The sequence below is a fragment of the Burkholderia sp. MSh2 genome, from assembly GCF_000731655.1.
In the GTDB taxonomy this organism is placed as follows: Bacteria; Pseudomonadota; Gammaproteobacteria; order Burkholderiales; family Burkholderiaceae; genus Burkholderia; species Burkholderia paludis.
Map to the genome: position 1 here is coordinate 80,513 of NZ_JPGM01000013.1, position 15,556 is coordinate 96,068.

The window sequence follows — 15,556 nt, forward strand, 5'->3', positions numbered from 1 at the left end:
GATCGATTTGCGGGCACCGTCGTACCGAACCCGCGGCGTGCAGGTGTCAGTCGCCCTCGACCCGGGTAACGGATGCAAAGCCTTCCTCGAGCGTCGGCGGCTCGAAAAGCGAAGCGACGCTGTCGATACTCGCATCGGGAACGCGCTGGTCCTCGGGGCGCCGGGCATTGCGCGCCTTTGCGACGTGCAGTGGAGCGTCGATCCAGATCGCATGCACTTGCGCGCCGTATCGACGGGCGATATCCATGATCGGCTTGCGGTGTCGTGCCCCGGGCAACGCGGCATCGAAGCAGATGCACGGCGCATGCGCGTGCGCGTGCCTGTCGATCCAGTACGATTTCCCCGCGCCTTGCACGCCGCACACGACGAGCAGCCGCGCGGGCGCGTCCCCGTGACCGGCCAATGCTGCTTCGAGCGCCGTGAAGCTGCTCGACCATGCCGCCTTGCTTCGTTCCGGCGTCCATACCCGCCCGGCGGGCGTCTCGAGAAACGTGTCCGGATTGATGATGTGTATGTCCGTCATGCCAACCTGAGCCGGAAGATGCGTCGGCTGGAACTATAGAGCGTTCGGCGCAAACGCGGGCGAACGCGAATGAAACGCGACCGCTTCCGTCATGCAGTCGACGAACGCTCGCACCTTCGGCGAGTGTTGCCGGCTCGGCGGCCAGAGAATCCGGTAGGTCACGGAAGGGGGCGCGTCCCCGTCCAGGACGGAACGCAAGGATCCGTCACGGAGCGGGCCGTCGACCTCGTGGTCGAGCAGGCATGCGATGCCGGCGCCGGCGCACGCCATCGCGAGTAGCGACGGGCTCATGTTCGAGACGGCGGCCGCGCTCAGCTTGAGCGCGTCCATCGACGTGCCGTCCGCGAACGGCCACGGCTGGATTTTCCCGGTGCTCGGGTATCGATACAGCAGCACCGCATGCTGTTCGAGATCGCGCGGATGCCCGGGCACGCCGTACCGGTCGAAATAATCCGGCGACCCGACGATGACGCGGCGGCACGACCCCAGCACGCGTGCAATCAGGCGCGAATCCCGCGGCTGCCCCGTCCGCACGACCACATCGAAACCATCTTCGATCACGTCGACCAGCCGATCCGAGTAATCCACCTCCAGTTCGATCTCCGGGTAGCGTCGATGAAATCCCGCCAGGAGTAGCGGCGTCACCACGCTGGTCAGCGGCAGGCTGACCCGCAACCTGCCGCGCGGCGCGTCGGCGCGCTGCTGAAGCTCGACTTCCGCCAGATCCAGCTCGTCGAGGATGCGGCGACACCGCTCCAGAAAGACGCTGCCCTCGGGCGTGAGCGCCACGCTGCGCGTACTGCGGTGAAACAGCCTGACGCGCAGGTGCGCTTCCAGCCGGGCCACGTTCTTGCCGACTGCGGAAGCAGAAATGCCCAGATGCCGTGCGGCGGCGACGAAGCTGCGGGTATCGGCAACCTGCACGAACGATTGCACCCAGTTCAGGTTATTCATCATCGGCGTATGAAGGATTCCGGACCGGCCGGTTCATTCTGTATGGAGTCGTGTCCCGTTTATCCGCGCAGACCCGGCTTGTAGGATGGCCCGGCGAACTTGAGTTGTGTTCCGACAGCTCAGCATCTTCCCTCCGAAACGAGCGAGCCATGTCCCTCTCCGATATCCGCAAACGCGCCATCGTATTGACGGCCGTCAGTCTGGCCGGCGTCATGTTTCACCTGGAAATATCCAGCGTGCCCGTCATCCTCTCCACGCTGGAGACCGTCCTGCACGGCGACTTCAAGTCCATGCAGTGGGTCATGAATGCTTACACCATCGCCTGCACGACCGTCCTGATGGTAACGGGCACGCTGGCGGATCGCTACGGACGCAAGCGCATCTTCATCCTGAGTCTGGCGTTGTTTGCGGTGACGTCCCTGATGTGCGGCCTCGCGCAAGACATGTCCTTCCTGATCGTCAGCCGGTTCCTTCAGGGCCTGGGCGGCGGAGCGATGATCATTTCCCAGATTGCCGTGCTGTCGCATCAGTTCCAGACGGGAAGGGCGCGCAGCCGCGCGTTTGCCGTCTGGGGGCTGGTGTTCGGCATCGGCCTCGGCCTGGGGCCGCTCATCGGCGGCCTGATCGTCGCGCTGTCGAGCTGGCGATGGATCTTCCTGATACACGTACCGCTCGCCGCGCTGACCGCCGTGCTCGTCTTCCAACACGTGGACGAGTCGAGGAATCGCGAGGAAACGACGCTCGATCTCGCGGGGCTGTTCACGCTGGCGTTCGCCGTGCTCGGCGCGACCTATTTCATCACGCAAGGCTCGTCTGCCGGCTTCGCCGGCGGCATCGGCGTACTGCTTGCCGCGACGATCAGCCTCGCCGCGTTCATCGTCATCGAATCCAGGCATCCGCGGCCGATGTTCGATTTTTCCGTCTTCAGGATCCGTCCGCTTTCCGGCGCGCTCGTCGGCTCCGTCGCGATGAACGTCAGCTTCTGGCCGTTCAACATCTACCTGCCGATCTATTTTCAGGGCGCACTCGGCTATACGCCTGTCGCCGCCGGCGCCTGCCTGCTGGCCTATACGCTTCCCACTCTGGTCATGCCGCCGCTCGCCGAACGCCTGATGCTGCGCTACAACCCGCGCGTGATCATCCCGTTCGGGCTGTTCACCATCGGCCTGGGCCTCTTCCTGATCAGGATCGGCAGCGGCCTGGCGAATGCCGGCTGGCTGACCGTGATTCCCGGTTGCCTGGTGGCAGGGTGCGGGCTCGGCTTCACCAACACGACCGTCACGAATACGGCCACGGGCGCGATCTCGACCGACCGCGCGGGCATGGCAGCGGGTATCGACATGAGCGCCCGGCTGATCACGTTCGCGATCAATATCGCATTGATGGGATCGATCCTGTCTCAAGGCATTCTGGCGTATCTGAACGGCATCTGGTCGAACGTCCTCGACGAATCCCGGCTACGCGCGCTGGCGGGAATCATCGCCACCGGCAATCTCGCCGACCTTGCGCGGCGGGCTCCCGCGGTAACGACGCTCGATCCGTCCGGACGCATCGCCCACGCCGCGCTCGTGCATGGTTTCGGCTCGGTCATGCTTTACGGCAGCCTGGCCGCATGGGTGCTGGCAGCCGTCAGTTTCGCGATCTTCGGCCCCGCCGGTTCGTCGTCGAACGCCAGGGATGTGTTATGGCATCCTGAAGAAGAACGGGAATTGAACTGACATACCGCGCCAAGATCGCACTTCGATGCAGCGATACAGGCTGCGTCGGAGCGCCACGTTTCAGGCATCGCGGGCCTGCGCCGGAAACTTCACGCGTTCACGACCCTTGCGGCGGTCACGGTCACTTCGACCAGCCAGCCGGGCTCGACCAGCCGCACCACCTGCGCACGCGTGCGAGTGGGCAATGCCGGTTGCGCCGGCGACCCGAAATAGTCGCGATAGACCGTGGAAAAAGCGTCGAAGTCGGGCATGCCGTCATTCGCCGGATCCGCAACGAACAGCGCCTGTACCGCGACGACATCGCCAAGCGCGTACCCCCTGGATTCCAGGATCTGCCGAATCTGGTCGAGTACGCTTCTCGTCTGCGTCTGCATGTCGCCGAAATACGCGACCGTACGCGGCCCGGCTTCGCGGTTGCATGGCAATGCGCCCACACCGCTCAACGTGATGGTTTTCGCGCCGGCGGGAATTTCGATTGCCTGCGAGAATTCTCGCGCCCAGGATTCCTGGATCGACAAGGGAGTCGGGTGTCGCAGGATGGCATCGCTCATGTCAGGCTCCGGATTGAATTGCACGGTGTCAGGCGCCGTCGGCCGCTTCGTTCGTGTACTACCTGCGCCAACGACCGGTAACAGGCCGGATGATAAGTGGCCGTCGACGATCCATAAAATGAATTAATTAGATGAAACCGTTCGACACGGTCGATCGATGTTGCTACGCTGGCGCAACCGACTGGCACGCGTGCGCGGCCATGTCCGGACGGCCCCGTGAAGACACCCTGGCAGGCACCCATGGAACTGCGGCACCTTCGCTATTTTCTGGCCATCGCTGAACTGAACAATCTGTCGCGGGCCGCCGAAACGATGTGCGTCGCGCAATCGACGCTGTCGCACGCGCTGCATCAGCTCGAGGAGGAACTGGGCGCCGCGCTGTTCGACAGGGTGGGGCGCAGCATCCGGCTCACGCAGGCGGGTCGCGTGTTTCGCGACTATGCCGCGCGTGCCTGCAACGAAGCGACGCACGCCAGGCGAGCCGTTCAGGAACTCAACGCACTCGAGGCCGGGACGTTCACGCTGGGCGCCATCCCGGTGTTTCCGCTTTCGTTTCTGCCGGACGCGATCGCCGCCTTCAATCGGCGTTACCCGAAAGTGCGCATCGCGGTTCGGGATCTCCTGGCCGCCGAGCTGGAGGAAAACCTCGCCCTCGGCACGCTCGATCTCGGCATCGCATTTCATCCAGCGTCGCGGGACGATGTCGAATCCGAATATCTGTTCACGGAACGACTCGTGTTGGCGGTCGGCCGGCAGCATCCTCTCGCGAAGAAACGCCGGATCCAGTGGAAGACGCTTGATTCGATCCCGCTGGCGCTGCTGACGTCGCGGTTCTCGACGCGCGTCCTGATCGAGCAGACGTTCAGCGACGTCGGCGCGCGTCTGCAGGTCGCGGTGGAAATGGATACGGCCGAGTCGCTGCTCGCCGTCGCGGCCCAAGGACAGCTTGCAACCATCGTCCCCGAAAGCGCCGCGGCGCGCGCCGAACACGTCGACCTGCTGCGCATCACGGGCCCCGAGCTGTCGCGCGATCTGGGCCTGCTGTGGCCAAAAAGAACAGGCCGAACCCGCGCGGCGAGCCTGTTTGCAGAGATGTTGAAGGCGCTGTCCGCCGTGCCGGGACAGCGCGCCCGCGCCTGACTTGCGTTCGTGGTGGCGCCGGCGCCGGATTGCCGGCCGTGAGGGTGCGTCACGTGCCCCACGCACGGCGAATGCGCTCGCGAATGTCCGTCAAGCGAGAAACGGACTCGTTTGCGAAGACGAAGCGCAGGTAGCGATCCGCCCCGGGGCCCCAGCCGCTCATCGGTGTTGCAGCGACTTTGCCGTGCTCCAGCAGTCGCTTCGAGGCATCGGCGGGTTCGATGCCCAACCTTCGGGTGTCGAGCAGCATCGACCAGCCGCCGTGAGGACGGATCACCGGCAGGTCGGCAAGCGCATCCATCAGGAAGTCGCGACGCGCTTCCCACTCCGCCACGGCCTGAGCCACGCCGTCGTCGGTTGCGGTCAGTGCGGCCGTCGCCCCCGCCATCGCAATCCCGACCTGGCAGACCACGTTCGACAGACTGACGAGGCGCACGTCGTTCATGATCGATGCCGGACCGACGATCCATCCGACGCGCCACCCGATCATCCGATACTCCTTCGAAACGGCGCCGACCGTGATCGTCAGCGCTCGCATGCCGGGAAAACTCGCCGGATGTACGACGCGTCGGCCGTCGAACAAGATGCGCTCCATGGCGGCGTCATAGACGAGCCATATGCCGCGCTCCACGCAATGTGCGGTTATTGCCGACCATTCGTCCCGCGACGGGACGTAACCGCTCGGCATCGACGGCGCCATGATCAACAGGGCTTTCGTCCGCGGCCCGATTGCCGCCGCGAGACTGTCGAGATCAAGGCGCCAGCCGTCCGCCGCAGGGACGAGGCGCCCGAACTTCGGGATGCCGCCGGCCAGATGCACGCGGTTGATCAAGCCTGCGTAAGTCGGATCCGTCAGCACCACCTCGTCGCCGGGCTCGACGATTGCCAGCAGCACGTTCAGTATTCCCGCCAGCCCGCCAGCGGACACGATGCACTCGCTTGCGGCGTCATAAGTGACGCCCGCAGCCTGTCCCACGCGGGCGGCGGCCGCTTCCCGCAGCGGCCGCTGGCCCGTAAATGGAAGGTAGCTATTGGCGGAATCGTCCTCTATCGCGTCGTGCGTCCGCGCCAGCGCCACTGCCGGCGGCCGCAGGTCGGTATCGAGATTTTCAAGCCTTAGAATGTCCGGGTCGCCCAGCAAGTCCGCCGCGTCGCCCACGCGATCGACCCCGATACCAGGAATATTTCTCAATCTCGATACTGTCATGTCAGCCTCCGAGGTCGGTTTAATATATTAAAATGAAAAAATCAGTCGATAGCAAGATTTCTTTGAGCGGTCTGGCCGATCGCCTGCGCGAACGCATCACGGACGGAACCTGGGTGCCCGGAACGCAGTTGCGCCAGGATCTGATCGCGAAGGAATTTGGAACAAGCCATATCCCGGTGCGGGAGGCGTTCGTGCAATTGCAGGCGAGCGGGTTCGTGACGATCGTGCCGAACCGAGGGGCGTTCGTTTCGGCGATGACGTCGGCCGAAGCATCGGAGCTGACGGAAATGCGGGTTGTGCTCGAGTTGCTCGCGCTCGATTCCGCCATCGATTCGTTCGGCGCCGCCGACGAGGCCACGGCACGCGCGATTCTCACGCGCGACGCGGACGCCCACGAGCTGGAAGACTGGTCGCTCGATAACTGGGCGTTTCATCGGGCCATCTACCAGGCAAGCGGCAAACGGCATTTGCTGGAGACCCTCGAAGCGATCTGGCGCAAGACCGATCGCTATCTCAGGCTCGTTTGGCAACTACAGCGGTACCAGCCCGTTTCCTCTGCGGAACATGTCGAAATCCTGGATGCCGTGCTTGCTCGCGACCGGCGTACCGCCAAGCGCCTGACGAGAGCGCATATCGAAGCGGCTGGCGTCGTCATGCAGGGCGCACTTCGCGAATCCCGGGCGGGCAGAGACAAAAGCTAGCGCCGCGTGCGAAATTTCAAGGATCGATTGACGATGAACTGTTCGAGCCCGTCGGCCGTCTCCCATTCGCCGAGGCCGGGTGAAAACGTCCGCGATCACCTGGGCTGAATCTGCCCGTGCCGATGCAAGGCGAGGGCGTTTTGTCGAAGGCGAGGGCTGGAATCGAGTCGGTTCGCACCGGATTTCGACACCATTGCCCGGTTCAGGCACAGCAACGGGGAGGGCATTCGCAATGCATGCCGACGCTTCGCGATGTCATGCCATGACCTGAAGCTGTCCACGCGAGCGATCGTGGTTATCGATAGCAGCGAGTTCAAATCGGCCAGACGAGAAGGCGCGCAGCGGCATGAAGTGCCCGGCGTTCTGTCGCGCCTTGCATTGATTTCGCGTGATGGCAACGCTATCAAAAAAGATAAACTTATATCTAACAAATTTTGACGAAAAATTATGTTCCTGATATGGTTTTTCTGCCTGCAAAGTGCAACCCGGCTGCATTGGCGTCTGGCGAAAAGCGCCGCGTACTTCGCCGGCGGCTGAACCGGACGCCCAACCAACCTCCAGTGGAGGCCGGTAATTCCGGCTATTCAATTGCAGTTGGCGCGTGCTCCGGTTTCGTCGTCACGAGCTTCGCGGGACTCGGTACTGTATCGATTCACGGCGCTGTATAGCTGGAACGGCAATGGCAGCAAGGGAGCGGTTGTCGCCCAGGCAGGGGCGCCGCGCCTGTTACAACCGGGGGAGTGCCGGATAGATCGAGACGTGTGGTCCCTCCCTTCGGGTCAATTTTAGGAGGACGAATTTATTGAATTTAAATATGCCGATTGAACGAATCTGACGCCGACTGCTGCGACCGAGACAACGCGCAGGCCGTGCGCCGTCATCTGCATTCGAATACAACAAAACCCGTTTCCATCAATCTCGAAACCACTCCTGACAGTGAAATACCGATGAAAAACAAAAAAATCAAAGTCAGCGTTATGGCTGTTTCCGCCTTTGCCGCATCGTCGGCTGCAATGGCACAGTCGTCGATCACCCTGTACGGGATGCTCGATGCAGGTATCGGCTACACGTCGAACATCAATGGCCACGATCGGTTCGGCCTCGATGGCGGCGCCTCGGGTTCGAACAAGTGGGGCCTCAAGGGACAGGAAGACCTTGGCGGCGGCCTCAAGGCTGTATTCAAGATCGAAAATGGTTTCAACATCGGGACAGGCGGCATAAACGGGCAGGGGCCCATTGGCTCCACGCGCTCGCTGTTCAACCGCCAGGCTTACGTAGGCCTCACGTCCGACCGGTACGGTACCCTGCGAATGGGGCGCCAGCTCGACGCCGTGACGGAGATGGTCCAGGGCCTGACGGGCGACGCCATTTCGGCGTCGGCATTCTCAACCCCGGGCGATGTGGACAACAACGACAACACGACGAACCAGAACAGCGCCGTGAAGTACATTTCGCCGATCATCAACGGCTTCCAGGCCGAAGGCGCGTACTCGTTCGGCGGTGTTGCCGGCGCGATGGGTTCGGGGCAATCGTGGTCGGTGGCGGCGAACTACGCCCAAGGTGGCCTGACGGTCGCCGGCGGCTACTTCCATGCTGCGAACCAGGGTGAGAACGGGTGGTTGAACGCAACGGCACAACCGGGCTTCGGCGGTGCGCTGGGCTATCCGAGTTCGGGCTACAACGGCGGCAATGCATTCAAGAGCGCGGGCATCGCTCAAGTCGCCGCTCAATACCAGGTTGGCCCCTATACGGCTGGCTTGCGCTACTCGAACGCTCAGTACCAAGGCAACAACGGCCAGCCGTCGATCCACTTCAACGTACTCGGTGCGCTCCTGCAGTACCAGGTAACGCCGGCGCTGTCGCTGGACACCGGGTACACGTATGTCTACGGTTCCGCCGCCACGCCCACGCAAGCAGCAGCAGGCCGCACGATGGCATCGATCAACCAGGTGTCACTGGGTGCGACGTACTCGCTATCGAAGAGGACCGCGGTTTACGCCATGGGGGCCTATGTCCATGCGTTGGGCGCTCAGGCGTCGGCCGCTGACTTTGGCAACACGGCATCGGGCGGCAACCAGGTTCAGGTCAACATTGGCATGCAACACAGCTTCTGATCGCCGGCCCGACGTCGCGATCCGACGAGATCCCGTGATTTGAGGCAGTTTGCAAGCGGGGACCGGACCGGCATGCATCATGCAGTAAATCATGTGCAGCTCTGCGGTGGCGTGGCGGTAGCGGGATGAAACGCGCTACGCCACCGGTTCAGCGCTGCGGTTTCGCGAAGCGCGCGTTTTACGTGGCGATGAAGGAGGGCGCGTAAGCGTTGGCCTCCACGACCGTGCTGATGGCATACAGCCTCAACGCCTTCACCAGCCGATCCTGCAAGGTCGTCGGCCGAACTGCTGTTCGCGCTGAATGCGTCGATGTTCAACGCGTGTATCGCTCGACCAAACGGCGTTACGCGATTGCCGGTCCACGTACACCAGCAGCGTGCAGGCCGGCGCGCGTTGCTCGAACCATCGATGGTCGCTGCCGTCGATCTGGATCAGTTCGCCCAGGCAGGCCCGGCGTGTTCTCGGCTGATAAACCTTTGGCGGTCGCTGCCGGCGTGGAATCCAGAGCCCAGCGTCCGTCATCAGCTTCCTGACCGTTTCCTTTGACACCTGCAGCCCGTGGCATTCCCACAGCTTCTCGCAGGCCAGCGTCGGGCCGAAGTCCGCGTAGCGATCCCGGATGATCGACAGCACGCGGTCAGCCGTCATGCTATCCAATCGATTGTTGCTGGGCTTCGCGCGCCGTTGCGACACGAGACCTTGCGGCCCGTGCTCACGCAATCGGCCGACCAGCCGCCGAATCTGCCGCGTCGTCAGCCCGAGTCGCTCGGCCGCACGCCACGGCTGAAGCTTGCCGTCCGCGACGGCCTGGATGACCTTGAATCTGTCCAGCTCGTGCATCGTCATCGTGATCCGTTCCGTTCCAGCCATCGAAGCCTCCGGCGCTGGATTCCCAGCGACCGATCAGCTTACGATGGATCGAAAAGCGGACATTTGAACTTGGCCAGAAGCGGACATTACAACTTAGCCGCTACAACCAATGTCATACCCGGATTCAGATGTCCACCTTCCAGCCATTTAGAGATGTCCGGTTTTAAGGTCGGTTTTGCTGCGTCTCTTTCCTCGCTTTAACCGTTACGCAGTGTCGAAGGTCGGCGCCTGAACGGGCAGGGCGCTTGCGTTTGTATCTTCAGCTTTTGCAGACCGACGGCCAGGTTTGTTTGGCGGCTTTGCGGTTTGCCGACGTTGCGCCAGATCCACGATCACATGCTCGACGTCGGCCTGTGTGATCTTGCGTTGCTTCTTCTTACCCGGCTCAGCCTCGTTTCGATTGGTTCGGGTCGTGTCGCCTCGGTGTGTTCTGGACGGGGCTTTACCGATTCGGCTGTTATCGCGTTGCGCCTGAAGCGCTTGCGCGACCTGCAGCACATGGCTCAAACGCTTGTGCTCGACGACGGCACCCTGATCGATTTTAGCCAAACGATCGTACTGCCGGCAACGCAGCACGCGATCGTCAGCACGGAGTTCAATCCGCCCATCCGGGTACTCCCACACCTCGATCTGACGGTCGATCAGCTTCCGGTTCTCCGGCGTGTCCTCCAGCAAGTACATCACCCGGTCGTACTGTACCGTCAGCGACTTCGTTACTTTCCGCGGCTCGCGCCACGTCAGCACCAGGTCCAGACTCTCGTCGGCCCGTAGCATCCGATGCGCATTGAAGTCACTCTTCGGCGGCTTCGCGAAGCGCGCGTTGTAGGCGGCCATGAAGGAGGGCGCGTAAGCGTTGGCGTCGGCCACCGTGTTGATCCCGCGCAATCGCATCTCCTTGACCAATCGGTCTTGCAACGTCAGGTGCGCTCGCTCGACACGCCCCTTGGCCGAGCTGCTGTTCGCGCAGAACGTGTCGATGTTCAGCTCGTACATCGCGCGGCCGAACGGTGTCACGCGATTGCCAGTCTTGCCCGGTGTCGAGACGCGGAACACGCTGGCCTTGTCGCTGTAAAACGCCCCCGGCTTGCCGTGACGTTCGATGTATGCGCGCGTCGCTTCGAAGTAGCTGAAGGTCGATTCGGTCTGCGTGAAGTGCAGCATCATCAGCCGGCTCGTCGCGTCGTCCACGTACACCAGCAGCGTGCAGGCCGGCGCGCGTTCCTCGAACCATCGATGGTCGCTGCCGTCGATCTGGATCAGCTCGCCCAGACACGCCCGGCGCGCTCTCGGCTGATAAACCTTCGGCGGTCGCTGCCGGCGCGGCACCCATAAACCAGCCTCCGTCATCAGCTTCCTGACCGTCTCCTTGGCCAGCCGAATGCCGTGGCACTCCCAGAGCTTCTCGCAAGCCAGCGTCGGCCCGAAATCGGCGTAGCGATCGCGGATGATCGACAGTGCCCGGTCGGCGGCTCCTGGGTCCAGGCGACGGTTGCCGGGCTTCGATCGGTGTCCCGATACCAAACCCGCCGCGCCGTGTTCCCGAAGCCGGGCGACCAACCGGCGAATCTGCCGGGTCGTCAATTCCAGCCGTTCCGCTGCACGCCACGGCTTGAGCTTGCCATCCGCCACATCCTGGATGACCTTGAATCGGTCCAGCTCGCGCATCGTCATCGTGATCCGCTCCGTTGCAGCCATCGCAGCCTCCGGCGCCGGACACCCGGCGGCCGAACAGCTTACGTGGCACGAAAGCGGACATTTCTATGTAGCCAAAAGCGGACATTTCAATCTAGCTGCTACAACCAAAATTGTCGATAACTATGATTATGTCAAATTAAGAATTCCGAACGAGTTTGATCACCGATATCAAGATCATGACTGGAGTCGGCAACGTCACGATTCGCAAGCTGATGCGCTCGCACGGGAAGCGGAAAACGCACGACCCGCCGAACTGGACGCCATCATTGGCTCGATCCGGGAGCAAATCGCAGCGTACGGCAATACTCCCGATCAGATTTTCGGTCGACGCCGCACCGCGGCATCGGGCGAACAGGACGACACGAGTGACGATACCCCGCCGTTTTATTTGGGGCCGCAAGAAAAAGCCATATCAGGCTTGAGGCGCCTAACCGAAAAAACGCAAGGGGATCAAAGGCCCCCCAGAGCGACGTAACAATGCTTGACGTTCTGACTTGAACAGGCCGCCTGGAATGATTTGACCAAATTATCATATGATCTAATAGCTAAATTCCGCACGTTTTCTTGAGCATTGCGGCACAACCGTTCAACGATATGAGGACGGCAAATACCGCGCACCTGGTCTACCGTTCTCGCGAAGGCTGCGGAGGTAGACGTCTCGTCCGTGCTAGCCGATTGTTCTCGGTTCGGACCGGCGGTGCGTTGCTTTCTTTCGCCGTTCGATGCGTTACTGGAGATGGTGTTCCTGCAGCGTCGGGCATCGGGGACCGTCGAAGCAGTACTGATGTCGAGCCGGCTACCGGCCAGCGTCTTCTACTCTGGGAGGTTTCGACAGCGGCCGCTCACCATTCACGTGGCGTGGCTTGCGCACGAGAATCGGCTCGTTGGAAACCAGGACGGGCTACTTATACGGGCCGCCCGCGACCAGGCTGCACGGTGGCGCCTGAACACACGATCCAGTCCAGCAATGGCAATTGAAGCGGAGACCTGGTCGGTGCTGGACCGTTTGTACGAGTCTGCAGGCCTGTTCGCCTGGGAATACGCGCTCGAAAACGCTCGACAGTGGATGGCGGCACCGGCCGTTGCTGAAGCGTCGCTCCGGCGAGCGGTCGCGGCACTCGACGCTGTCAAGCCGATAGTTGTACCAGTGGAAGACGCTGAACAGTTAGCGCTGTACGACCCCGAAGCCGGGTGCTGGCACTTCGTGCCGCGCGGTGATATCGCGTGACGCTTGACGATATAGCGGCTGGCGTAGTGGTTTGCCAGATTTAAACAAGAAATAGAGAGGGCTGAAGTGAGCATCGGCGACACACTCAGTAGCTTCGCGTCGGGCGCGGTTGACTGGAATCGGCGCCCGGTCGCATTGAATTTCGGGCGATTGCAAGGGACCTTGGGGCGCTTGCTAGCGCTCCAGCACGCAAACGTTCACGAGGGGCTGATGACCGGCATCAATGGGCATCTCACGTGCGTATCGACAAGACACGACCTACCGCCCAAGCTGTTCATCGGGGTGCCTATCTCATTGCGACTGGTGACCGACCGCGGCCAGCTGCAGACAATCAACGCGATTGTGCAGAACGTGCAGATCGGGCAAAGCGACGGCGAGCTGTGCGTCTACCAGCTGACCGTCTGCGACGCCTTATCTCTGATGGACAAACGGACAAACTCGCGCGTCTTCCGCAAGCAGAGTGTCGTTGACGTCCTCACGGTAATGTTCAACGAATGGCGCCAGCGTAGCCCTGCTCTCGCGCGTGCCTTCGAGTTCAATCTGTCATTTCTGAATCGCGAACGCTATCCGGCCCGAGAATTGACCCGCCAGGTCAACGAGTCGGACGCGGCGTTTGTGCGGCGCTTGTTACGTCGCGAAGGAATTTCGATCTTCGTCAAGGCCGGGCGAGCAAACGGCAGCACGAGCGCCGAAGGCGATACCCCTGTCCATACCCTGGTCTGTTGCGACAATCCCGATTCGTTGCAGGAGGCACCGGCGGGAACGGTGCGCCTTCACCCACGCGATGCTGGTACCGAAGAGCGCGATACGGTCACCCTGTTCGCGCTGCACGCGCGCCTGGTGCCGGGCGCGACCAGCCGCCCGTCATGGGACTACAAAAAGGCCCGTATCGATGAGTCGTCCGTGGCCAGCGACGTCGACCAGGGCGACGCCGGCAACGATCTGGCGAAACTCCTGACCGACGTCGCGATCGATGTGCCGCATGCAGGCGACTCGTGGGACGATCACGATCGCCTGACGCTCTCGCGCATGCTGGCTCACCAATTCGAAGCGGAACAGTACGACGGTGCGAGCGGCGTTCGAGATCTCACGGTCGGCACCTGGATCACGTTGACGGGTGACCTCGACCTGGACATGCAATCGGCCGACAAGCGCCAGTTCGTCATCACGTCGATTCGTCACGACGTCTCGAACAACCTGCCGAAGGGGCTAACCGAACGCGTGCAACAGCTCTTCGCGGCGAGCAAGAACCTTGTATCGCCTTCGCCGGCCCAGTTCGCGCCCTCCTCCACCGAATCGGATACGCGTTACGAGAACACATTCACGTGTGTGCGCCGCGGCGTCCCGATTACCCCCGCGTACGATCCGAAGATCGATCTCCCACCGGTCCATCTGCTCACGGGCGTCATCGTCACGCGCGACGGCGACGAGGTGGTGACCGACGAGCTCGGGCGAGTCTACGTGCGAATCCAAGGCCTGGACCCCGCCGACCACTCGCACGCACAAGGAGCCGGCACGAACGACAACGCCGGAGACAGCGCGCCGATCCGAGTGGCATCAAGCCTTGCGGGCACGCAGTTCGGGGCGTCGTTTCTACCGCGCATTGGCATGGAGGTGCTGCTCGGCGCGATCGGAGGGGATCCCGACCGGTTGGTGATCATCGCGGTCCTGGGTAACGGGTCGAATCCGCCGGCAGCGTTCACGCACACCGGTTCGCTGCCCGGCAACCGATATGTGTCGGGCATCAAGACGAAGGAAATCAAGGGGCAGCGCTATAACCAGCTGCGGCTCGACGACACGCCTGGCCAGATTTCCAGCCAGTTGGCGAGCGAGCATGCACATTCGCAGCTCAATCTGGGTTACCTGACGCAACCACGCCAAGACGGCCAAGGTACTGACCGCGGCGAAGGTGCCGAGCTGCGTACCGACGCGGCCGCCGCGCTGCGTGCAGCGCAAGGCATCTTGCTCACGACGTATGCCCGCTCACAGGCAAGTGGCGGCCAGCTTGATCGTGACGAGCTACTGCAGCTGCTCGGCGAGTGCACCGAGTTGTTCAAGTCCCTCGGAGACTATGCGGGCGAACACGGCGGGCAAGCAACCGACACCACCGGCCAGCAGGCTGTCGCCGCCGCGTTCAAGGGCTGGACGCCCGCCAGCGGAACATCGAGCACCGGAGCTGGGGCCGGGTCCGCGGGCGGCTCGCAAGCGCTGATGGCTTTCGGTGCGCAGGCCGGGTCCGTTGCGATCACCCCGAAGACCCACGTGACGTACGCGGGCGAAAACATCGACCAGGTCGCGCAGCAGCACGTCCAGTTGACCAGCGGCCAGCGCATCAACCTGCACGGCGGGCGCGGCGTTGCGATGTTCGCTCACAGCGATGGCGTATCGGCGATTGCGAACCAGGGGAAGGTTACGCTGCAAAGCCAGGCCGACGACACACAGATCGATTCCGCGAAGAACATTCAGTTCACGGCGGCCGACGGCAAGATCACCGGCATGGCGAACGACCAGGTGGTCTTCACGACGTCTGGCGGTGCCTACCTGAAGCTGCACGGCAGCGACATCGAGCTCGGGTGCCCGGGCAAGTTCACCGTGAAGTCCGCCGGGCACTCATGGCAAGGGCCGGCCAGCATGAGCACGGACATGCCGAAGTTCGATCATGCGCCGCTCGGGCGCGTGCCGAAACTGGTGCGAGCCTCCGATGGGAATCCGATCGAAGGATATGTCGGCGAGGTCCACAAGGCGTCGGGCGAGATCGTGAATGGCCAGACGGACAGCGCGGGCACGATGGCTCCGATCGACCACAATCAGTTCGAACAGGTCGTCGTGAAGTTCTTCAAGAAAGATGCATAACC

Annotated in this window: 13 protein-coding genes and 1 pseudogene; 8 read left to right on the top strand and 6 right to left on the bottom strand. The window is 62.5% G+C overall.

Annotated elements, in window-relative coordinates:
* Positions 1 to 46: 46 nt before the first annotated feature.
* Both GQ57_RS10205 and GQ57_RS10210 read right to left on the bottom strand, forming a co-directional pair.
* Entirely contained in the window at positions 47 to 523 is a 477-nt protein-coding gene (locus tag GQ57_RS10205; protein WP_034197782.1) for an AAA family ATPase, read from the bottom strand.
* Between the two features lie 33 nt (positions 524 to 556).
* Positions 557 to 1,477, bottom strand: a complete 921-nt coding sequence (locus GQ57_RS10210; protein ID WP_034197835.1) for a LysR family transcriptional regulator — start codon at positions 1,475 to 1,477, stop codon at positions 557 to 559.
* 149 nt (positions 1,478 to 1,626) lie between these two features.
* On the opposite strand from GQ57_RS10210, the gene GQ57_RS10215 reads away from it, so the two are divergent.
* The gene (locus tag GQ57_RS10215; protein WP_052001231.1) at positions 1,627 to 3,195 is read left to right on the top strand and encodes an MFS transporter; all 1,569 of its coding nucleotides are present in this window, start codon (positions 1,627 to 1,629) and stop codon (positions 3,193 to 3,195) included.
* An 89-nt stretch (positions 3,196 to 3,284) separates the two neighbouring features.
* Here GQ57_RS10215 and GQ57_RS10220 read toward each other — a convergent pair whose 3' ends face one another.
* On the bottom strand, positions 3,285 to 3,746 hold the full coding sequence (locus tag GQ57_RS10220) for a RidA family protein (protein WP_235212738.1): 462 nt from the start codon (positions 3,744 to 3,746) through the stop codon (positions 3,285 to 3,287).
* Between the two features lie 216 nt (positions 3,747 to 3,962).
* Between GQ57_RS10220 and GQ57_RS10225 the strand changes: the two genes are divergently transcribed.
* Positions 3,963 to 4,886 (top strand): LysR substrate-binding domain-containing protein, encoded by a 924-nt coding sequence (locus tag GQ57_RS10225; RefSeq protein WP_152603230.1) that lies wholly within the window; start codon positions 3,963 to 3,965, stop codon positions 4,884 to 4,886.
* Positions 4,887 to 4,935: 49 nt separating this feature from the next.
* Here the strand turns inward: GQ57_RS10225 and GQ57_RS10230 are convergent, their stop codons facing one another.
* On the bottom strand, positions 4,936 to 6,093 hold the full coding sequence (locus tag GQ57_RS10230) for a pyridoxal phosphate-dependent aminotransferase (RefSeq protein WP_034197784.1): 1,158 nt from the start codon (positions 6,091 to 6,093) through the stop codon (positions 4,936 to 4,938).
* 32 nt (positions 6,094 to 6,125) lie between these two features.
* On the opposite strand from GQ57_RS10230, the gene GQ57_RS10235 reads away from it, so the two are divergent.
* From GQ57_RS10235 to GQ57_RS10240, 3 genes are all read left to right on the top strand, one after another.
* The gene (locus GQ57_RS10235; RefSeq protein ID WP_052007304.1) at positions 6,126 to 6,794 is read left to right on the top strand and encodes a GntR family transcriptional regulator; all 669 of its coding nucleotides are present in this window, start codon (positions 6,126 to 6,128) and stop codon (positions 6,792 to 6,794) included.
* A 291-nt stretch (positions 6,795 to 7,085) separates the two neighbouring features.
* Entirely contained in the window at positions 7,086 to 7,232 is a 147-nt protein-coding gene (locus GQ57_RS44345) for a hypothetical protein (RefSeq protein WP_174923065.1), read from the top strand.
* A 509-nt stretch (positions 7,233 to 7,741) separates the two neighbouring features.
* Positions 7,742 to 8,908, top strand: a complete 1,167-nt coding sequence (locus GQ57_RS10240; RefSeq protein WP_031400749.1) for a porin — start codon at positions 7,742 to 7,744, stop codon at positions 8,906 to 8,908.
* Positions 8,909 to 9,089: 181 nt separating this feature from the next.
* On the opposite strand, the pseudogene GQ57_RS10245 reads toward GQ57_RS10240, so the two are convergent.
* Positions 9,090 to 9,778, bottom strand: a pseudogene (locus GQ57_RS10245) (helix-turn-helix domain-containing protein); the annotation flags it as partial.
* Between the two features lie 204 nt (positions 9,779 to 9,982).
* The gene (locus GQ57_RS10250) at positions 9,983 to 11,473 is read right to left on the bottom strand and encodes an ISNCY family transposase (protein ID WP_034197785.1); all 1,491 of its coding nucleotides are present in this window, start codon (positions 11,471 to 11,473) and stop codon (positions 9,983 to 9,985) included.
* Between GQ57_RS10250 and GQ57_RS43660 the strand changes: the two genes are divergently transcribed.
* The 3 genes from GQ57_RS43660 (at position 11,451) to GQ57_RS10260 (ending at position 15,554) form a co-directional block, all read left to right on the top strand.
* Positions 11,451 to 11,948 carry an H-NS histone family protein gene (locus GQ57_RS43660; RefSeq protein ID WP_235215046.1) on the top strand — a complete coding sequence of 166 codons (498 nt, stop codon included), beginning with the start codon at positions 11,451 to 11,453 and terminating at the stop codon, positions 11,946 to 11,948. The genes GQ57_RS10250 and GQ57_RS43660 overlap by 23 nt on opposite strands.
* 492 nt (positions 11,949 to 12,440) lie before the next feature.
* Positions 12,441 to 12,701 carry a hypothetical protein gene (locus GQ57_RS41530; protein ID WP_152603231.1) on the top strand — a complete coding sequence of 87 codons (261 nt, stop codon included), beginning with the start codon at positions 12,441 to 12,443 and terminating at the stop codon, positions 12,699 to 12,701.
* Positions 12,702 to 12,767: 66 nt separating this feature from the next.
* A complete protein-coding gene (locus GQ57_RS10260) occupies positions 12,768 to 15,554 on the top strand; it encodes a type VI secretion system Vgr family protein (RefSeq protein WP_034197787.1) in 2,787 nt (928 codons plus the stop codon).
* Positions 15,555 to 15,556: the final 2 nt, after the last annotated feature.